The organism is Cytobacillus spongiae, assembly GCF_021390075.1.
In genome coordinates, this window is the sequence record NZ_CP089998.1 from 185,872 (window position 1) to 207,136 (window position 21,265).

The following is a 21,265-nucleotide window of genomic DNA, read 5'->3' on the forward strand; positions in this document are numbered from 1 at the left end:
TAAAAGGAGGGGAAGCCATGAAGCCGTTACTGGAAGAATTGAAAGAAAGAATCTTAATTGCAGATGGGGCAATCGGAACATTGCTGTATTCATATGGAGTGGACAGATGCTTTGAAGAATTGAATCTATCCCATCCTAATGAAGTGTTAAAGGTCCATAAAGAATATACTGATGCTGGAGCGGATATCATTCAGACCAATACGTACGGAGCCAATTATCAGAAACTTTCCAGATACGGTTTGGAAGATTCAGTGAAGGAAATCAACACTGCTGCAGTGCGACTGGCGCGAAAAGCTGCGGGTATTGATACCTATGTTCTCGGTACCATCGGGGGGATCAGGGCAATCAAACAAAATGTGACGTTAGAAGAAATCAAAAGGAGCTTTCGTGAACAGCTATATTGTTTATTGTTAGAGGGAGTGGATGGCATCCTTCTTGAAACGTATTATGATTTCGAGGAATTAACGACGGTCCTGAATATCGCAAAGCGGGAAACCGATGTTCCTGTCATTGCACAGGTCTCCCTCCATGAAACAGGAGTGCTTCAAAATGGTCTGGAGGTAAAAGATGCCCTTCAACAACTGGAATTATTGGGAGCGGATCTTGTAGGGATCAATTGCCGTATGGGTCCATTTCATATGGTAAACTCCTTAGAATCAGTCCCCCTTCCTAAAAGAGCATTTATCTCCGTCTATCCCAACGCCAGTCTCCCAAATTATGAAGAAGGACGGTTCTATTACTCTGCTGAACCGGATTACTTCGGGGATATAAGCAATGAATTGAGAATGCAGGGTGCAAGGCTTATCGGGGGGTGCTGTGGAACGACTCCCGATCACATCCGATCAGTTGCTGCCCGGCTGAAAAGCAGGGAACCTGTGAAACAAAAAGAGGTGAAAAAGAAAGAAATCGTTCAGTTATCATCTCCGACTATCAAAGGGAGCCTGTTGCATACGAAGGTAAAAGAAAAGAAAACCATCATCGTTGAACTCGATCCTCCTAAACATTTGGATACCAAGCTGTTTTTTCAAGGCGCTGAGGCCCTTAAGGGAGCTGGAATCGATGCAATCACCCTTGCTGATAACCCCTTGGCATCACCACGTATAGGAAATGACGCGATCGGCAGCCTTGTCCAATCAAGATTTGACCTCACCCCATTAGTCCACATTACTTGCCGGGATCGGAACCTGATTGGACTTCAGTCTCACCTAATGGGTTTACACACGTTAGGGATTCACAATATATTAGCGATAACGGGTGATCCCGCCAAGATTGGTGATTTTCCAGGGGCTGCATCAGTATATGACCTGTCGTCCCTTGAACTTATCGAATTAATCAAGCAGAACAATGAAGGCATATCGTTTTCAGGTAAATCACTCCGTGAGCGTACTCAGTTTTCAGTTGGAGCAGCATTTAACCCAAATTTCAGGCATTTGAACGCTTCAGTGAAAAGGCTCGAAAAGAAAAAGAAAGCGGGAGCCGATTATTTCATTTCCCAACCCATATTCGGGAAAGAGCAGCTGTTTCAAGTGCATGAAGCCACAAAACATTTAGATGTTCCGATCTTTATTGGAATCATGCCACTGATCAGCTCAAGAAATGCAGAATTCTTGCACCACGAAGTTCCTGGTATAAATGTTCCGGAAGAAACAAGGAAGAGGATGAATGAGGCTGGAAGTGACCCGGTTATTGCGCGAGCAAAGGGAATGGAAATAGCGAAGGAGTTATTGGATACGGCAATCGAGTTGTTCAATGGCATTTATCTCATCACTCCTTTTGTCCGTTACGATATGAGCATCGAATTAATTCACTATGTTCATGCTAAAGTCAATTCAGAAAGAGAGGTTCCCTATGGCCATCACATTGTTTGAACAACAACTCAGAAAAAAAATACTTGTACTCGATGGAGCAATGGGAACGATGCTTCAACAAGCGGAATTATCTCCTGAAGACTTTGGAGGGGAAAAGCTTGACGGTTGTAATGAAAATCTTGTTTTGACAGCCCCTGAAGTCATTTATAGGATTCATCTTGAATACCTGGATGCAGGAGCAGATGTGATTGAAACGAACACATTTGGAGCAACTCCCGTGGTACTGGATGAATATGATCTGGGCTACAAAGCTTATGAAATAAACAAAGTGGCCGCAGAAATCGCCAAAAAAGTGGCCCGTGAAAGATCGACTCCAGATTGGCCGAGATTTGTTGCGGGTTCTCTCGGGCCAACTACTAAAACCCTATCTGTCACAGGGGGAATAAGCTTCGGTGAGTTAGTAGATAACTACCGTGTTCAAGCTGAAGGCCTTCTTGATGGAGGAGTGGATGTGCTCCTGCTTGAAACGAGTCAGGATGCATTGAATGTTAAAGCGGCAAATCTTGGGATACGGACAGCATTTGATACCATAGGGAAAGAAGTACCTATTCTTTTATCCGGGACGATCGAGCCCATGGGAACCACACTGGCAGGTCAGAATATCGAAGCATTTTATTTATCATTGGAACATTTGAATCCAATAGTCGTAGGATTGAACTGTGCGACTGGTCCTGAATTTATGAGAGACCATATCCGTTCCTTATCAAGTCTCGCAACTACGTATGTCAGTTGTTACCCCAATGCCGGTTTACCGGATGAGGAGGGGAATTACAACGAGACCCCTGACTCACTAAGTGTGAAGATGAAAGGCTTCGCTGAGAAGGGCTGGCTTAATCTCGTAGGAGGCTGCTGTGGAACCACCCCTGACCATATCCGTGCCCTTTCAGAATCCGTGAGTGGGCTGCCGCCCCGGAAGCCTAACGATTCACATCCTCATGCGGTTTCAGGTATTGACCCTTTTCTATATGAAGATGAGGGTCTAAGACCAATCCTGGTCGGAGAAAGGACAAATGTCATCGGCTCCAGGAAATTCAAGAGATTGATAGCTGAAGGTAAAATGGAAGAAGCTTCAGAGATTGCAAGGGCACAAGTGAAGAATGGTGCCCAGATCATCGATATTTGCCTTGCAGACCCAGACCGTGAAGAAGATGCGGATATGAATGTATTTATACAGGAGGTGGTCAAGAAAGTTAAAGTCCCCCTTATCATTGATTCTACTGATGAGAATGTGATGGAGACCGCCTTGAAACACATTCAGGGAAAAGCCATCATCAATTCCATAAACCTTGAGGATGGAGAAGAGCGGTTTGAAAAGGTGACAAAACTGATGAAAGAATACGGAGCGGCAGTGGTAGTTGGGACAATCGATGAAAAAGGGATGGGGGTTTCTGTTGAAAGGAAGGTAGAAATTGCTCACCGTTCCCACAAATTATTAACTGAGAAATATGGGATCTCATCAGAAGACATTATCTTTGATCCCCTCGTCTTTCCGGTTGGCACTGGAGATGATCAGTATATCGGATCTGCTGAAGCCACGGTGGAAGGGATAAAGAAAATAAAGGAAGTCTTACCGAAATGCCCGCACATCTTAGGGATCAGTAACGTTTCGTTTGGCCTGCCTCCTGTTGGCAGAGAGGTGCTGAACGCTGTCTATCTTTATCATTGTACAAAAGCGGGATTGGATTATGCGATTGTCAATACAGAAAAACTAGAACGATTCGCCTCGATACCGGATGAAGAAGTGAAGATGGCAGAAAAATTATTATTTAAAACTTCTGATTCAAGCCTTGCTGAATTCACTGCCTATTATAGGGGGAAAAAGAAGGAAGTAAAGGTTCCCGTAAACACGATGACCCTGGAAGAAAGACTGTCCCATTATGTAGTTGAAGGGACGAAGCAAGGGCTTGTCGACGACCTTGAGATTGCTCTTCAGAAGTATGAATCCCCACTTGATATCATTAACGGCCCACTGATGGAAGGGATGAGTGAAGTAGGGAGACTATTTAATGATAACCAGCTGATTGTAGCAGAAGTGTTGCAGAGTGCGGAGGTCATGAAAGCATCTGTTGCCCATCTGGAACCACATATGAAACAAACGGCAAGTTCATCTACGAAGGGAAAGGTCATTTTAGCCACTGTCAAAGGGGATGTTCATGATATTGGAAAGAATCTCGTTGATATAATCCTCAGTAATAATGGTTATGAGGTGATTGATTTAGGAATAAAAGTGTCACCACAACAACTGATCGATGTCATCAAGGAAGAAAAGCCAGATATTGTTGGATTATCCGGCCTCCTTGTGAAATCGGCCCAGCAAATGGTCATCACGGCGAATGATTTAAAACAATCTGATATTTCCGTCCCCCTTGTAGTGGGAGGTGCTGCCCTCACCAGGAAATTTACAACGAATAAGATCGGGATGGAATATGATGGTCTGGTGCTTTATGCAAAGGATGCCATGGATGGCCTTAGTATTATGAATGGAATTCAGCATGCAGAAACAAGGAAACGAATGGAAGAAGAAAGCATTGAAAAGCGAAGCAAGTTTGTTTCGGTTAGAGAATCACCGGCTCGAAAACAATCTGCAACGGCAGTGATATCAAGATCTTCAGTTGCAAAAGATGTAAAAGTTCATATCCCGGCCGACTTGTTCCCACATACGATAAAAGAATTCTCACTGGATCAGATTCAACCCTATATTAATCAGCAAATGCTGCTTGGTCATCATCTTGGGATCAAAGGGAAAATTTCAAGACTATTAGAAGAAGGAGACGAGCGAACGGTGGGACTGAAAGCTGTGACGGATGAGCTCTTTCAGAAAGCTAAACAAAAAGGGATGATTCAAGGTTCAGCGAGGTATCAATTTTTTCCTGCCCAATCTGATGGGGACGATGTTATCATCTATCATCCTGATGATCCATCCGTGGAAATGGAACGGTTTCACTTTCCTAGGCAGGGAGGTAATCAATGTTTATGTCTGGCAGATTACTTAAGATCTGTAGAGAGTGGTGAATTGGATTATGTCGGCTTCTTTGCCGTAACGGCTGGTGTGAAGATCAGACAGTGGGCGAAAGAATTGAAAGAAGCGGGGCGATTCCTTGAAAGCCATGCTTTGCAAGCACTAGCATTAGAAACAGCAGAAGGTCTGGCTGAGAGGGTGCATGAAATGATGAGGAGCAGGTGGGGGTTTCCTGATCCCGTTGATTTTACCATGCAGGACCGGTTCAGGACTCATTATCAAGGGCAGAGATTTTCATTTGGTTATCCAGCCTGCCCGGAGCTTGAAGATCAAAAGAAGTTGTTCAAGCTTATTCAACCGGAAACCATTGGAATCCATTTAACCGATGGCTGCATGATGGAGCCCGAAGCGTCCGTCACGGCGATGGTTTTCGCTCATCCGGAAGCCAGATATTTTAATGTATTATAAAAGGTATAAATGTAAAAAAAAGCAACTTCGCAGAGCGAAGTTGCTTTTTACATGTGATCAAGCGCTCAATAGCTCAATGGGTAATTTTATGTCAAGGTCAGTGGCGGGAATATTGAAAGACAAACGATTCTCTAAATGAAAGGAATGTTGGAAAAGAGGTAAATGTTACTCCGCTGTATAGATAAATGGGGAAATCAAAAAATCAGGTAGAGCGATCTTTCATATGAACATTATTTTGACTAAACGATATTTCTAGTATTTCCAGTATACTTTCTTCAGAGAATCCGGTGACCATGGATAGGTTTACTAAGCTGGGCTTAATTCCTATAGCCACACAGAATTGATAGGCACTTTTGATTGCCAGCGTTTCGGTGTGCTTTCTTGTCAGCTTGTCTTTCATTCTCTCATCAGCTCCCAACTATTTTGACGAAATGACTAAGCAGTCAGATACGATAACGTATTATGGGTTGCAGTTGATCTAGAAGAGGAAGTTCATTTCATCGAAATCATATATGGAGACATACCTTTTCAGTCAGATTCTCGGTTATTACCTTCATTATACACTTTATATTTTGAATTGTAGAGAAATGATTACAAAATATCGTATATTTTTTAGAAAATACAAAAAAGTGTAAGCTTTTATTATATAATCAATAGGAGAAATTATTTTTGGTTTATATTGGAAAATATGCAGGTGAGTAAAAGAATTCGATAAATCATCCTGCTTCTTAATGGTGTGAGAACTGTAAGTCAGTATGTGAGTCATACAGAAAGGAGATCAGAAGATGGAAATAAACGGGTTGCTGGAAAAGTTGAAAGTGAATGAAGTGGATATCATTTCTTCAGTTGCTGAAAGCAAAGACAGCTCTGTTTGGAAAGTGGTCTTGAAGGAAGGATCTGTCCTAGCTGTTCGCATATCCGAAAAGGAGAACCTGAATCGGTTTAAACGTGAAGAAGCCATCATGAAGTATGTCCGGAAAATGGGTATTCCATGTCCGCTAGTGTATAGAGTGGAAAACGTGGCTCAACACTCCATTATGTTAATGGAGTGGGTGGAAGGCAAGACAGTCTTTCATCATCTTCTTGAAAGGCCACAGGAATCGTTTGGTTTCGGAGTAAAGTTTGGGGTTATGCAGGCGATGCTTCATAATCTTCCGGTGCATGATTTTCCATATCATATATCTGAGAACTGGCTGAAGCCGAAATCAGATATTGAGGAAGAATTACTTTCCAAATGTCATAACGAAAAACATTCATTGCTTCATCTGGACTACCATCCATTAAACGTGTTGATTAATGTGGATGGAGTGATCGATTGGGCAAACTGCTCATACGGTGATTATCACTTAGACCTTGCAAGGACGTTATCTATCCTAGAAATTCAGGGCAGTCAATTTTTTTCTGACACAACCATTTCCACATTTATCAAAGGGTGGTACAAAGGATATCGATCCAAAAGGGAAGATGTAGGCGATCTTTCACCTTATGTAGCATGGGCAGGTGAACGTATGAAATTTGATATGGGAAGTCAGTTGGATGAAAAGGGGAAAAGGGAGATAGATGACTGGGTGCGTAACAGGACCATGATGATACGGAGCGCTGAAATTGGCTTCTAGTGTCAGGTTTCCGATGATTGGATCTCCTTTTCAATTATGGATGCATTCCGGTTCAATGGGATTCATGCGATTCTTTCCGGGATACGCACAAGTTGGCGCAAGCATCTGTCTCTTGTGAATCTCGAAATCGTTTCGATTACTTGTATATGACTCATGCTCTGTCAATTTATCATGATGAGTAGGTTTAATCCCAAAGGATTAAGGCATCCGTACATTTGTACGGGTGTTTTTTGTTCTTTAAATTGAGAGAAGGTGAAAGACAAATAAAACTTTGAAACAAAGTATCTTGAATTAAAGGTATTTTTCATGTATGATGTAAGTAGAAAGTAAGGGACACTAACACTAAGGAGTGAATACACTATGAATTTAAAACCACTTAAAGGGCAGCATCACGTATCTGCCATTACAGCAAATGCGAAGAAGAATTATGAATTTTATACTAAGACGTTAGGTCTTAGACTAGTGAAGAAATCAATCAATCAAGATGATACATCTGTCTATCATCTTTTCTACGCCGATGAAAGGGGAAATCCAGGGACGGACCTTACGTTCTTTGAAATTCCCCATGCAGGTCAAACGTATAAAGGAACAAATAGTATTTCCCTCACTTCATTACGGGTTCCTGCAGATGATTCATTGACTTATTGGAAGAACCGTTTTGAAGAAATGGGAGTGGAGCATGACGAAATCTCCCATCACACCGGCCGATCAACTCTAAGCTTCAGAGATTTTGAAGGACAGCGGCTCATGCTGGTATCCGATGAAAAGAATGAAGGTGTCCCGGGAGGAAAACCTTGGGATAAAAGCCCTGTTCCTGTTGAGCATGGGATTGTAGGTCTGGGTCCTATAACGCTTACTGTTGCCCAAGGTGACAACACGGCGATCGTATTGAAAGAGGTTTTAGGATTCAAAGAAACGCGGACTTTCCCGTCCCATCTTGAAGGTCAACCTGATATCCGTGTGTTTGAAACAGGCGAGGGGGGAACCGGTGGAGAAGTATATTTAGAAGAGAGAAGCGATATCCCTCGAGAAAGACCTGGTAGAGGAAGTGTGCACCACGTTGCCTTCAGGGTAGAAGATGAAGGAGAATTACGAAAATGGGTAGAGTGGATTACACAAAACCGACTGCCAAATTCAGGTTTCGTAGAAAGATATTATTTCCGTTCCCTCTACTTCCGTGAGCCAAATGGTATTCTATTCGAACTGGCTACAGATGGGCCGGGCTTTGAAACGGATGAAGACTTTGACTCATTAGGAGAGAATTTATCCCTCCCACCATATTTTGAAGCCCAGAGGGAGTCCATTGAATCACGATTAAAACCATTAGATACGAAAAAATAAGGAGGAAGTCAGCTTGAAACATCTTTTTAAACAAGGGAATAAAAACCTGCCTACATTGTTACTCCTTCATGGAACAGGCGGTGACGAACGTGATCTGCTGCCGTTGGCGGATATGATAGAGCCGGAAGCTTCTGTTCTAAGTGTAAAAGGAAATGTTGATGAAAATGGGATGGCACGGTTTTTCGCGCGCCTAAAGGAAGGAGTCTTCGATGAAGAAGATTTAGTATTCCGTACGAAGGAATTATTGGATTTTGTAAGGGAGAGTGCCGTTAAGTACGAATTCGATCCCAATAATCTTGTTGCTGTAGGATACTCAAATGGTGCCAATATCGTAGCCAGTTTAATGTATCATTATAATGATGCTTTAAAAGGCGGCATCCTGTTTCATGCCATGGTGCCAATTCGGGGACTGGACCTTCCGGAATTAAGTGGCGTACAAGTATTTATCGGTGCCGGTAAACGCGACCCACTCATCCCCATGCCTGAGACAAAAGAGCTTGTGAAAAATCTAAAAGATGCTCAAGCATCGGTAACGGAGTTTTGGACTGAGGGTGGACATGAGCTGAGAAGAGATGAAGTAGTGGAAGCAAAGGGTTGGTTTGAGAATCATTTTAAATGACGCATCCGGAAGAATATTTCTTCCGGATTTTTTTATTCAGTTTCTATTCTATTATAGTTGGAGAGCACCCTGAGCATCCCAAGAGTCAATATTCCTCTCCATTCCCTTTCAGCTACTGGCCATGTTTCCTCGAAGTGACCGAACCAGGACCAATTGGGCTGCCAATAACCTTCTGGGTGTTGATCTGATACTTCCGCTTCCAATTGAACACGAATCTCATCTTTTAAAATGTCATAAAAGGGTGAAGATGGATGACTGGCTACCTGCAAAGGTTTTGCCACATATTCATTCCACCTGGATGGGTCTGTACAAACCGTCTCTCTTACGGAAGAAGTCAAGATCTTAATAAGATCAGAGTAAGCGTGTCCTTTTACTCCTTGAACGAGCCTTTGATAGCAGAGAAAATCATGCATTTCAATCGGATGTTTCAGTTCCTTTAACTCTGTGACAGATCTTTCTGTCCATTCTTGCAGTAGGGGCTGTTCCGGTTGGAAAAGATGAAAATACCCTATTATTTCAGCATTGGGATTCGCCCAGGTTGTTTGAACTCCGGAAAATCCCCTTTCCGAGTCGAAATGCCACCATGGTGCGTGGGGAACTGCATTTACGGCTTCTGATACTGCATGCCATCCTCCAGCCTTTTCATCGTATGTATCAAGTAAGTAGCTCATCGCTCCTTGAACGACAGGATGGTTCCGAGAAAGGTTTAATTCTTTGGCATGCTGTAAACCAACGGTCGTTGCCATTGGAGAAGAACTGTCCAGTCGAAAGTCGGGCTCTATAGACCGGCCGAATCCCCCGTCATCATTTTGGAATTTTGCTAATTCATCTGCTGCGTCTTCTTTACTGCCCCCTTCAAAATGAAAGCTGAGCAGTTTTTGTTCCAAGGGTCTTGCATGGGTTTTGATATAATTTGCTGATGTGTTAAATTGTTGAATGGTTAATTTCATAAAAGTAGCTCCTTTCGTTAGATTTATGCTAGGCCTACCTTGTAATATTGTCCATACAGCCAGTGAATTCCTGCCTGTATGACCAAATTGATGGAAAAGAAAGGTCCGTCCCTCAAGAAGTGGAACTTTCCAGGGTGATAGTCGTATATAGGAGTACTGGAGAAGAGGAGGGGTCGAATTGTTTTATGTGTTAGGATGGATATTTATGGTAATTGCAGGAATTTCCCTTATCGCCGCAGGGTGATGTTCATTGGAAATGGAGTAGTTGTCAAGAATGAAGAATGGCGTGAACATGCACTGATTCAAGTAGAAGATCGTAATGGGACGATCGGGATTTTCCAGGGAGAAGAACAGAAGGCGGCCATTGCATATGATAATCCTCCTAAAGAGAAGGAGGAATACAAGACTTCTTTACTAGTATGGGATAAATATGCCAATCTCGAGCTAAGCCTTAAGAAAAAAGGTGAAGAACAAGCAGTGAGGATAGAAGCATCGGACAGTGAGTGTTCACGATACAATGAAGAAGCCTATTCTGTTCCGGTTACCTTTTATTTCGAAGAGTCAGGTTTATGGAAGATAATTGTTGAAAATGACGATGAGGTAATTGGAGAGAGCGTGTTGGAAGTAAAAAAATAATGGGTTCCTTTTTTAAATCAGGAAAATGGTGCCATAGTGCAAAGGCGCCTTTTTTGTTGAGTGAGGATGTAAGATCCAGTGAACAAAGAAAGGGTAGGTACTCAGACATGGATGGCTTTTCATTGCTTGCATAAGCCTTTAAGAGCAACTAAACTATGAGATAGAGCTTTTTACAGATGGGGAGTAATGTACATATGAACGTTGCTAGAAAAGGTATCATATTGGGTGTAGCCGCTACTGTTCAAGGATTGGCCATGGCGGTCTTTCTGTTTCCACATTTCATTCCCTCAGGAGGGGCAGCGAGTGTAAGCGTACTTCTTCATCATCTGTTGAATGTGCCATTTGCCGTTTCTCTTTGGATGTTAAATGCCTGCTTATTACTCGCAGCCATTAAATGGCTGGGGAAAGAAAATGCCATCTGGACACTGTATTGTGTATCTGTCACATCATATGTGGTCAATCTCATGTCTCCATTGGTTTCGGGTACGATTTCATTTGTGATCGTTGATTTGCTGATAGGCAGCATTCTTTTTGGAACAGGGGTCGGCATCCTTTTTCGCATGGGGGCATCCTCAGGTGGGATGGATATATTAGCCCTGATTGTTTCGAAGCTAAAAGGATACAGCCCAGGTAAAACATTGTTTTTCATTAATGGAAGCCTATTAATACTGACTGGAATGATAGTAGATTTGAAGATTATCCTGTTTGCCTTGATCTGTCAATTCATCTCTACAAGAATAGTCGATATCATGTTCCAAATCCATATAAAAAGAAATTTTATCAGTATCGAACATCAGTAAAAGGAAGGTTCGTCCCTCTTACAAAAGTGGGACGGACCTTTTTTTCAGGATATTTCTTTGATTATTGAGTTGACTGTGTGTGCAGGTGAGTTTTCAAATAGTGAGATGTATTGGAAAAGTTTGTTTTTTGGAAGGAGGTGTCTCCTGATTTCTTTAGGGGTTTGCCCCTCAAGATGGGCTTTGGTGACAGCGTCTTGTAGGTCGACCAGATAGTCCCGTTTTCTTTCGAGGAGCCTTCTGCCGTTCTTTAAATAACCCTGATGTGAGCAATACATATCCTGAAAGGAATACTGCAGAGTTTTGTCAATTGACCGGATGAGCTCCGGAACAGATTCAAATGAAAAATTTGATGTAGGTGAATGGAATAAGTATAAATCGCCTGAAAAACAAATCCCTCTTTCTTCATCAATGAGCACAATATGATCCTCCGCGTGACCAGGAGTGTGAACAATTTCAAAGGAGTGTTCAGGCGTGTTAAATACTCTTTTCTCAAGTGGCAAGGGGCTGAATGCAGGCCGGTTATGCCAAAACACTGCTCTGTATAAAGGTAATTTGGTGCTTTCAGTGCACGGAATCACACCTAAAGGGTGAATCCATTGAGGAATGGAATAAAATCTATCGATCCAGGAGCTATTCCCGGTATGATCCTCATGGTGGTGAGTGTGTATGACTTCATTTACCCCCAGCTCCTTAAAAATAGTCCGGACTTCATTTTTCATGCTATACGGCCCTGTATCAATCAGAACATCATCGACTTTAAAAATATAGACGGGCATTTTTTGTCCTAATCTCTGAACGTTTAACTTAAATGATTGAATCAAGTCAAATACTCCCTTTTCATAAATGGTTATAGTACATAATTCGAATGGAAAATGATAAATTCCTGCTTATCTGTAAGATTAATAGCAGAATTTTCTCACGGCTCACATTAGGCGGTCTTAAATAAGGTATAATTTTCAATAAAGGGTGATAGATTCTTTCAAAGGGGTTTTCAATGAATGAAGGCGAATCAGAAGTTCTTACTTTTTATCGTTGCGTTTATCATGACAGTCGCCTTGATACTGCTGGATAAAATGGGATTGCAACAAGCGATTGAAGCATGCGAACACCATGAAAGATCAGCAGAGGTGGAAATAGGATTTCTTTCTTGGAATGTGTCTTGCCATGAAAAGTAACAGATCGTGTATGAGCTTTCCTGGATGTTCCTTTTCTTGTCAAGCAGCCCATCAGTCACGAATTCTTCCGAATGTTCTATTCTATAGACTGTTGGGATCATGATGTTAACCTGAGTATCCTATTCAATGATAAAAGTGTGAATCTCCTTACTATTTTCTCCTCTTTAAAAGCCGTTGATGGTAAACTGGATAATAGAGTAGAAGATAAATCTAGGAGGAAGTACTTTGCAAAAGTGTAATGTATGCAAAAATCAATTTCAATGGAAAGAGCTATTATTCTCCATCTGGAGGTCTTATAAACCGATCGAATGCAGTCAATGTGGCAAGAAACATACCATCAACTTTGCATCGAAATTCTTTGTTTCTTTCCTTATCATCATTCCTGCTGTCGTTTTCGGATTATTATTTGCACCTGAACTCGGTTTATCAAAGCCGCTTACATTCAGTTTAATCATCGTCATGGCTTTCGTGATTTCTTTGATTCTACCATTTTTTGTGAAATATGAGTATAAGAACTGATCATTCAAAAGAGAGAGCGCCCGTTAGGAGCAGCTCTCTCTTTTGAATGATGGACTAATTTGACGATTTCATTTCTTTCACCACTTCTTCTAAGCGGTCAGGATAATTCGTAAACATTCCCGTCACACCCCATTCAATCAATCTCTTCATATCTTTTTTTTCCAAAACGGTATAAGGGTGAATGAACAGACCATGATCACGTACCTTGTCTACATACTCCTCATCGATCTTTTTATTATCCATTCCAAGTCCCACTGCATATTCCTCATAGTCCTCAAGTTCTTTATCAGTAATCGTAGCCTCATTCTGATAGTCGATCAGTTGGACAAGAGGAATATCATCATTCAGGCCGTGAATTTTTTTAAGGCTTTCGTCACTGAATGACTGAATGATCACTTTACTGGAAGACACATTCTGACCCAGAAGGTTATGATCTTTTAGTATTTTCAGTAATTTTTCTTCCATGCCCGGATATACTTCAGGTGATTTGGTTTCAATGTAGAAACGCTTGTCCTGACCAAAATGATGAAGGATTTCTCCAAGTGTTTGAACTTTCAGTCCGGTAAATTCCGAACTGGCCATTTCAGGGTACATCTTATTAAACCATGATCCCGCATCTAACTCTTTCAATTCTTTCAATGTATAATTTTTTACAAGACCACTGCCATCAGTCGTCCGGTCGAGTGTTTTATCGTGCATGGCAATTAATTCACCATCTTTGGTCATTTGCAGATCAATCTCTAAATAATCCCCTCCCATATCATTTCCCCGATCATAAGATGATAAGGTATGCTCAGGTGCATATGCTGAAGCACCTCTGTGTGCAATAGTTAAAAACTCACGGCCATTCATTTCTGGATGACTGGCAAAAGAGGGATGAAAGGAAACTGCCGCCATACCAATGATTGCTGAAGATAAGATGACAGAATTAACTAATATTTTCATGATGCATTCTCCCTTCTGATAGAAATTCAGATTAAGAGTATACAATGAATATGAAGGGGAATCCTTCAGTTTGAAAAGATCATGTAAACAATGGATGAAAGGAATGTATCAGATAATTCTATAGAAGTGTGTCAAATGAAATGAATAGGGATGGCCAGTAATACCTTGAGCCTGGAATCTTACATAAGGTACACTATTCACAAGGCTGAAAATTCAGCAATAAACAAAGGAGGCCTTTTATATGGGGATTACATACAGATATTATCGAGATGAAAATGATTTGGCACTTCAATATGATTTTTGGAAGAGAATAACGTCAGATCTTCCTTATGCATGGAAACCTACTTTGGCACCTAAGTTTTTTCAGGGGCAAAAGGAATTCCATCCAAAGGCCCGCTGTTTCGCCTATGATGGAGATGAAATTGTAGGGTATATGAGTTTTAGCGGAAAAGGTGATTTTGTTTCACTTGGGTACCCATGGGTTTTACCAGGGTATGAGGCCATTCAGGATGAATTATTCCAGCGAGTTTATGGCTTTGCTGTCAGCGATGAGTATGGGGGAAAGATATTCGCTCAGCGTTTTCGCCACCAGTGGGAAGATCAAATCCTATATTTTGAAACGAAAGGATTTGAGATCACTAATGAATCGGAATTGATCGGTGTTTCACTCTCCGATACAACCGTTTCCCACGAGGCTGAATTTACATGGAAGGTTTCCAGTGGTTTTGCTTTTGAAGAGTGGGCATCGATTGTAATGGCAAACGGGGAAGTGAATGAAGTTCAGCTTAAGATGATGGAGGAATACTACACTTCGGTGAATTTCGACTTTACCGTCACTTTCATGAGGGAAGGGGAAATCTTTGGTATTATAGGCGTCACGATAAGAGAAGATACAAAATTTAGTGAAGTTGTATCTTTCGGTATTTTACATGATTCAGAGGTTCATAAGGAAGATATGCTTTGTGTCTTGATGAAAGAGGCAGAATTACGTGGGGCAGAAATGATCTCATTTCATGGTGCAGATATACCTGAGGAGCACATTCGTAAAAAACTGAAATTAAGAGAACTTACTAAAGATGTCATGATGGTGATGGAAATGTAGGCTTGGTAGGGAAATGTAAAGGAATTCCAAAAATGCTGGAGCTCTGTGATTTATCACAAAATGTTCGGAAAATATTCAGTTCTTCAATGACAAAACACTAGTGAATAGGATAAAATGAGATACATTAAGGTAAGGCTTCAAGAGCTTAAAATGTACTATCAATTTTCAATTATAATTGATAATAGATTTATAGGGTCCCGTAAAAACTGACCTGATTCATTTTATTCTTTTGGTAGGTTGTGCTGTTTTAAGGAGAGAACTGATGCTGGAATACAACGTTCATCAAGAGGTTGGCAAGGAGTATGTGGTGTTTCTTCATGGAATTGGAGGAAACTCAAGTATTTTCTGCAAGCAGCTCGATGTATTTAAGAAATATTATAATGTGATTACCATTCATTTACCTGGCCATGGAAATTCCCCGGGTATTGAATGCTATAATGGGAACTTCACAATTGATTTGATCGTTGAGGAAGTTTTCAAGGTTTTGGATCATCTTAAAGTCGAACGTGCTCATTTTATTGGGATTTCCCTGGGCTCTGTGCTTATCCATGCTTTGCTGCAGGCTCATCCAAATCGGGTGAAAAGTGCAGTTTTGGGAGGTTGCATTACAAGGTTTACTATACTTTCCAATACATTGCTCAAGATTGGGGACGCGATAAAAGAAATGATCCCTTTCATGTGGTTATATAAGATTTTCGCTTATATCATGATGCCTAAAAGCAATCATAGGATTTCGAGAAAGCTATTCATCCGTGAAGCAAAGAAAATGAATCGCAACGATTTTCTTGCCTGGTATCGCCTTACACCTTACGTTAAATCCACCTATTCTTCTGTACAGGAAAAGGCTTCCCATATACCAAAGCTCTATATATCAGGAAAGGAAGACCATCTCTTTGTAAAGTCCCTGGAACAGGATACAATGGGTGATCCTTCCTCTACAATCATATTTATCAAAGATTGCGGACATGTGTGCAATGTAGAAAAGCCACGTGAATTTAATCGCTTGGCCCTTGAATTCATATATAAGAACCAAGACGTACCGTTACGTAAAGTTCAATAAAATCAGATGATTCCCATTTCCTTATGGAAATGGGAACTTTTTTTGCACGTAAGGATGTTGATGGTTGGAATGGCCGATTACAGGAAATCAGTTGTCAGGGGATTTTTTGTTCTATGACATAGACAGATTACATACACGCTTAGTGGTGAATGTTTAATGAATGGAAGCGGGAGGTACTTAAGGGAAGGTCCGTCCCTCACCATCACTCAACTATGATGAAATCGGGGTTAGGGGAGTTTTAGAGGTCCGTCCCTTTAAAGGGTTTGAATATGGATTTGGAGAATATTGTATGGAAGGGTGTAAGGAAGGGGGAGAGGATTTGAATTTCAGGTATGAAGAGTATCCGTTTGAGTTGTTTTCGGTTTCTCATGTGGCGGCCATGACGTTGTCGTTAGGCTGTATCTTCGTTTTGTATGGAATGAGGAATCGCATAAGCGAAAGAGGTAGAAATGTGTTGAAATGGCTGCTCGTGATGATGCTCCTTTCAAGTGAAGCACTATTTCACATTTGGTATCTAATCAATGATGTTTGGGATCCGGCGATTAATTTACCTTTTCAATTATGCTCAATCTCCTTATATTTGTGCACATTTATGCTATTGACGAATAGTTATAAGATCTTTGAAATCACTTTCTTTGTGAGTATGTCAGGTGCACTTATTGCCATTGTTACACCTGAGTTGTTTTTTGGATTTCCTCATTTTCGCTACTTTCAGTTCTTTCTGGCACATCTAGCCATTGTATTATCCAGTTTGTACATGGTATGGATGGAAGGCTTCACGTTAAGATTTAAGTCTCTCTTGAGGGCATTCGGAGCTTTAAATGTGATGGCAGTCATTGTGTATATGGTGAACGAACTGCTGGGTGCAAATTATATGTTTCTTTCACATAAACCATATAATGCCAGTCCCATAGATTTTTTAGGTCCTTATCCATGGTACATCCTGTCTCTTGAAGGTGTAGCCCTGATAATATTCGGCCTCCTTTACTTTCCTTTCTACCTTTTTCATAAAAGGAAAGAGGGGGAGGCAAAAATATGAAACTTTTACAGCTTCAGCTCGTCTATTATCATATAGGAAAAATGGGGTGCAGCTATGTGGAGTGACATGATGATGATGTGCATGATCATTCTGATTTCTTACGGGTTGGGCAGTATTACAGGTGCTTATTATATCGTCAGGATCTATACCGGAGAAGATATTAGGAATGTTGGAAGCGGAAATGTCGGTGCCACCAATGCCGGCAGAGCATTAGGTAAAAAAGGATTTCTACTCACGCTGTTCATAGATGCAGGGAAGGTGATGATTGCCTTGCAGATTGCTTCATTGCTTAATGGAGATGATCGTTACTTAGTACTTTCCTCCATATTCACTATGATCGGACATCTATTTCCCATCCAACTTGGGTTTCACGGAGGAAAAGGTGTCGTTACCTACTTAGCAACGGCGTTATTTTTCAGTGCCCCTTCCATTGGTTTTTTCGCCATTACCATGGGAATCTTATATGTGATTTTAAGAAAATACACCATTGCAGGATTTCTATCCATGGCGTCCATCCCAATCTCAGGATATTTGATGGGTGAATCATTTACAATATCTATTGGGTTGTCATCCCTATTTGTGATGGTGGTGCTTGCCCATAACCGAAAGTTTCCACACGCTCTAGATACATAGGAGGTAAGAGAATGCAAAATCCTTCTCTACATTATAAAATTGCCAATGAACTTGATGAATTTCAACAAATAGCTTCCTTGAATTACCAAACATTTGTAGAAGAAATCCCTCAGCATAAGGGAAACCGAAAACGCAGGCTAGTTGATCGATTCCATGATGAAAATACATATGTGATCGCGAAACATAAGAGTGAAGTTGTGGGGATGATCGCTGTCCGTGCAAAGCGTCCATTTTCCTTGGATCTAAAATTAGAAAATCTTGATGCCTATTTGCCTTCTGATACTGTTCCTTGTGAAATACGTTTATTATCTGTTAAAGAAGAATATAGAAGCACAAGGGTCTTTTACCAATTATGTGAACGATTAGTGTCTTATTGTCTTAAGAAAGGATATACGATGGCTCTAATCTCAGGGACCGTTCGTCAGCTTACACTTTATAAGCGAATCGGCTTCAAACCTTTCGCTCATTTGGTTGGAGAAGCCGGCGCGGAATTTCAGCCCATGTATTTAACACGGAAAAACTTTGAACAATCTACAAAAGCCTTTCAGCGTTTAATGATGAAGAAAGAAGAAAATTCAACTCCTATGAGTTTCCTCCCTGGACCGGTTCCCATACATGAAAAGGTAGACGATGCCTTCAAGGGGGAAGCCTTTTCCCATAGAAACAGTTCGTTCCTCCAGGATATGGAAGAATTAAGGGAGGCGTTATGTAAGATAACAAACGCAAACCACGCAAATATCGCAGTAGGAACAGGCACCCTATCCAATGATATGGTTGCAGCCCAGCTTAAAGGTATGGCAGGTAAGGGTCTTATTTTGGCAAATGGAGAGTTTGGTTACCGTTTGATAGATCATGCAAACAGATTTGGTTTGTATTTTTATAAGATTGAAAAAGAGTGGAATGAAGCCATTTCAATAGATGAAGTAGAAAGATTCCTAAAGGAAAATCAAGATATTACCTGGCTCTGGACGGTCCATTGTGAAACCTCGACAGGATATGTCTATGACCTTGATGCTCTACTTCCACTTTGCAGAAGATATGGAGTAGAGCTTTGCATTGATGCATGTAGTTCGGTAGGCGTAATCCCGGTAGATTTTAAAGAAGTGTATTTTGCCACAACGGTCAGTGGGAAAGGATTAGGTTCATATCCAGGCCTGGCTGTTGTCTTTCACCGGGATAAGATCATTCCTGACCGGTCGATACCGAGATATCTTGATGTGGGAATGTATGAGAGGAATCGAAGCATACCGTATACGCACTCTTCTAATCTTGTATATGCGCTAAAAGAAGCACTTCATTACGTTGAATATGACGACAATAAACAATTGGCTAAAGTAGTAAGGACCTCACTAACAAATGGTGGATTTGGCCTACTGGGAGATGAAAACTATTCTCCAGGCGTGGTTACAATTGCACTGGAGAGGGAAATGTGTAGTAAACGGTTTGGTGATGTGTGTAAAGGAAAAGGTATCTTATTAAGCTATGAAAGTGACTATCTACTAAGAAGAAATTGGGTACAGGTAGCTCTGATGGGAAATCAAAATGAACGAAAGGTTTTGAAAGCAATGAACATACTCAACAAAGAATATCAAACCACTGGGAAAACAAGGGTTGTGGAATGAGTGGGATAACCCATTTCTTTTCTCGCATTAAACCATTTAATCTCATTGGATTTGCACTGATTTCACTTTGGCTGAAGACTGCATTTCTTTCCATTGTTGGATTTAATCTGCATTTGGAATCATTTTTGGACTTATTGCTTATCTTATTCAATCCCATTGGTTCGTTAATGATCGTTGTCGGGTTCAGTTTTTACTTCTCTAGAGAAGTTAAACCTTCAGCTGTCATGCTCGCCATGGGATTTGCAACCGGTCTACTTTACGGGGATTTATTGTATTTTAGGTTTTATTCTGACTTCGTAACGGTCCCTATTCTATTTCAGTTTAATAACGTAGGGGGCATAGGCCCGAGTACATTTGAATTGATGAGTGCCTGGGATTTCCTGTTGGTTGCAGATTTACTTCTAGTCGGATGGTTAGTAAAGAAGAAGTGGATTTATCCCCCTAAGGTGTCAAAGAGGTGGAAATTCTCATATATGGGATTAAGTACCGTATTACTTCTTGTAACAGTCGGACTGGGGTTATTGAAATCACCCTATTTATTTACAGAATCCTATGACAGGGAGCAGCTGGTCAAATCAATTGGACCATTTAATTATCATTTATACGATATCGCTATGGAAGCCACCGTGCCGTTCACAAAGATACTTGCCAATAAATCGGATACAGAAGCATCCGTTAACTATACTCAATCCAGAAAAGGTACGGACTCAGATCTATTTGGCGTTGCAGATGGAAAGAATGTGGTATTGATCAGTATGGAATCTACTCAGAATTTCGTCATCAACCAAAAAATCAACGGAGAAGAAATCACACCCTTTCTAAATACGTTCATAAAGGACAGCTTTTATTTCAGTCAAATTTATGATCAAACTGCACAAGGAAAGACATCGGACTCGGAATTCATGATCGATACGGGATTGTATCCTTTGGCAAGTGGATCGGCATTTGTTCGAACCACAGATAATCGCTATAAGAGCATGCCCCATATTTTAAAAAAGAAAGAAGATTATTATGCTGCCGTATTTCATGGCAATGATCGCACGTTTTGGAATCGTGAATTGATGTATGATACGTTAGGGTATGATCGCTACTTCTCCAAACGAGACTTTGATGTAACAGAAGAGAATTCGGTTAATTACGGGTTAAAGGATATCCCTTTCTTTGAACAGTCCATCTCGTATCTCGAGAAATTGCCACAACCATTTTACACCCGGCTGATTATGCTGACGAATCACTTTCCTTTTTTATTAGAAGAAGAGGATCAATTGATCCCTGAGGCATCTACAAGTGAGGATGTTGTCAATCGTTATGTGACGACGGTTCGATACCAGGATGAAGCAATTAAGAAATTCTTTGATCGGGTAAAAGAAAGTGGAATGTATGAGGACACCGTTTTTGTTTTGTATGGGGATCATTATGGAATTTCCGAGAAATATGAAAAGGGAGTGTTTGAACTTCTAGGTCAAGAGGATCATCCACTAAATCATGTAAATCTCCAACAAGTTCCACTGATTATCCACGTGCCTGGGGAGGAAGGCCGATTGATTGAAACCCTCGGGGGGGAAATCGATATTCGACAGACAATTCTGCATTTATTGGGAATACATACGTCAGACAATCTTTCCTTCGGCCATAACTTGTTCTCTCGACAGAAAGATCATCCTGTCATCTTCCGGGATGGAGACTTTGTGACGGAGGAATACGTCTTTATAGATAACGTTTGCTATGATAAAAGAAGTCAATCTTCCGTTTCTGATACATTGTGTGAGCCTTATAAACAAACGGTGAGAAAAGAACTGGATATGTCGGATGATATTATTTATGGAGATTTATTGAGGTTCGTTGAATAGTGTTAAAAAAAATCCGACTTCTTCAATTTTTCATCGTGATTAATTTATTATAATTTTATTATG

18 protein-coding genes are annotated in these 21,265 nt (G+C 40.9%); 15 read left to right on the plus strand and 3 right to left on the minus strand.

What is annotated here, in order from left to right; genetic code table 11:
* The first annotated feature begins 17 nt into the window (after positions 1-17).
* From LS684_RS21420 to LS684_RS21440, 5 genes are all read left to right on the plus strand, one after another.
* Positions 18-1,868, plus strand: coding sequence for a bifunctional homocysteine S-methyltransferase/methylenetetrahydrofolate reductase (locus tag LS684_RS21420; RefSeq protein ID WP_233811840.1), 1,851 nt, complete (start codon positions 18-20; stop codon positions 1,866-1,868).
* Entirely contained in the window at positions 1,849-5,295 is a 3,447-nt protein-coding gene (gene metH, locus LS684_RS21425; RefSeq protein ID WP_233811841.1) for a methionine synthase, read from the plus strand. The genes LS684_RS21420 and metH overlap by 20 nt, the downstream gene beginning before the upstream one ends.
* A 785-nt stretch (positions 5,296-6,080) precedes the next feature.
* Positions 6,081-6,911: an aminoglycoside phosphotransferase family protein gene (locus LS684_RS21430; protein WP_233811842.1), complete on the plus strand. Its 831-nt coding sequence runs from the start codon at positions 6,081-6,083 to the stop codon at positions 6,909-6,911.
* 360 nt (positions 6,912-7,271) lie between these two features.
* Positions 7,272-8,252, plus strand: coding sequence for a ring-cleaving dioxygenase (locus LS684_RS21435; RefSeq protein ID WP_169215854.1), 981 nt, complete (start codon positions 7,272-7,274; stop codon positions 8,250-8,252).
* Positions 8,253-8,265: 13 nt separating this feature from the next.
* Positions 8,266-8,871 (plus strand): alpha/beta hydrolase, encoded by a 606-nt coding sequence (locus LS684_RS21440; protein ID WP_233811843.1) that lies wholly within the window; start codon positions 8,266-8,268, stop codon positions 8,869-8,871.
* Between the two features lie 32 nt (positions 8,872-8,903).
* Here LS684_RS21440 and LS684_RS21445 read toward each other — a convergent pair whose 3' ends face one another.
* A complete protein-coding gene (locus LS684_RS21445; RefSeq protein ID WP_233811844.1) occupies positions 8,904-9,821 on the minus strand; it encodes a hypothetical protein in 918 nt (305 codons plus the stop codon).
* A gap of 243 nt (positions 9,822-10,064) precedes the next feature.
* On the opposite strand from LS684_RS21445, the gene LS684_RS21450 reads away from it, so the two are divergent.
* Both LS684_RS21450 and LS684_RS21455 read left to right on the plus strand, forming a co-directional pair.
* Complete coding sequence (locus LS684_RS21450; RefSeq protein WP_233811845.1) at positions 10,065-10,457, plus strand: hypothetical protein; 393 nt, start codon at positions 10,065-10,067, stop codon at positions 10,455-10,457.
* Between the two features lie 194 nt (positions 10,458-10,651).
* Positions 10,652-11,257 (plus strand): YitT family protein, encoded by a 606-nt coding sequence (locus tag LS684_RS21455; protein ID WP_233811846.1) that lies wholly within the window; start codon positions 10,652-10,654, stop codon positions 11,255-11,257.
* A gap of 44 nt (positions 11,258-11,301) precedes the next feature.
* On the opposite strand, the gene LS684_RS21460 is transcribed toward LS684_RS21455, so the two are convergent.
* Positions 11,302-12,078 (minus strand): MBL fold metallo-hydrolase, encoded by a 777-nt coding sequence (locus LS684_RS21460; RefSeq protein ID WP_225003097.1) that lies wholly within the window; start codon positions 12,076-12,078, stop codon positions 11,302-11,304.
* Between the two features lie 177 nt (positions 12,079-12,255).
* Between LS684_RS21460 and LS684_RS21465 the strand changes: the two genes are divergently transcribed.
* Both LS684_RS21465 and LS684_RS21470 read left to right on the plus strand, forming a co-directional pair.
* The gene (locus LS684_RS21465) at positions 12,256-12,432 is read left to right on the plus strand and encodes a hypothetical protein (RefSeq protein ID WP_169215848.1); all 177 of its coding nucleotides are present in this window, start codon (positions 12,256-12,258) and stop codon (positions 12,430-12,432) included.
* A gap of 225 nt (positions 12,433-12,657) precedes the next feature.
* On the plus strand, positions 12,658-12,951 hold the full coding sequence (locus LS684_RS21470) for a TIGR04104 family putative zinc finger protein (RefSeq protein WP_169215847.1): 294 nt from the start codon (positions 12,658-12,660) through the stop codon (positions 12,949-12,951).
* A gap of 54 nt (positions 12,952-13,005) precedes the next feature.
* Here LS684_RS21470 and LS684_RS21475 read toward each other — a convergent pair whose 3' ends face one another.
* Positions 13,006-13,896: a glycerophosphodiester phosphodiesterase gene (locus tag LS684_RS21475; protein WP_432418839.1), complete on the minus strand. Its 891-nt coding sequence runs from the start codon at positions 13,894-13,896 to the stop codon at positions 13,006-13,008.
* 241 nt (positions 13,897-14,137) lie between these two features.
* Between LS684_RS21475 and LS684_RS21480 the strand changes: the two genes are divergently transcribed.
* The 6 genes from LS684_RS21480 to LS684_RS21505 all read left to right on the plus strand — a co-directional run bounded on the left by LS684_RS21480 (position 14,138) and on the right by LS684_RS21505 (position 21,202).
* Positions 14,138-14,998, plus strand: coding sequence for a hypothetical protein (locus LS684_RS21480; RefSeq protein ID WP_233811847.1), 861 nt, complete (start codon positions 14,138-14,140; stop codon positions 14,996-14,998).
* A gap of 262 nt (positions 14,999-15,260) precedes the next feature.
* Entirely contained in the window at positions 15,261-16,058 is a 798-nt protein-coding gene (locus tag LS684_RS21485) for an alpha/beta fold hydrolase (RefSeq protein ID WP_233811848.1), read from the plus strand.
* 319 nt (positions 16,059-16,377) lie between these two features.
* Positions 16,378-17,097 carry a YwaF family protein gene (locus tag LS684_RS21490; RefSeq protein WP_233811849.1) on the plus strand — a complete coding sequence of 240 codons (720 nt, stop codon included), beginning with the start codon at positions 16,378-16,380 and terminating at the stop codon, positions 17,095-17,097.
* Positions 17,098-17,151: 54 nt separating this feature from the next.
* Positions 17,152-17,730, plus strand: coding sequence for a glycerol-3-phosphate acyltransferase (locus tag LS684_RS21495; protein ID WP_233811850.1), 579 nt, complete (start codon positions 17,152-17,154; stop codon positions 17,728-17,730).
* An 11-nt stretch (positions 17,731-17,741) separates the two neighbouring features.
* Positions 17,742-19,352 (plus strand): aminotransferase class V-fold PLP-dependent enzyme, encoded by a 1,611-nt coding sequence (locus LS684_RS21500; protein ID WP_233811851.1) that lies wholly within the window; start codon positions 17,742-17,744, stop codon positions 19,350-19,352.
* Complete coding sequence (locus tag LS684_RS21505; RefSeq protein WP_233811852.1) at positions 19,349-21,202, plus strand: LTA synthase family protein; 1,854 nt, start codon at positions 19,349-19,351, stop codon at positions 21,200-21,202. Before LS684_RS21500 ends, LS684_RS21505 begins: the two co-directional genes overlap by 4 nt.
* Positions 21,203-21,265 lie beyond the last annotated feature (63 nt).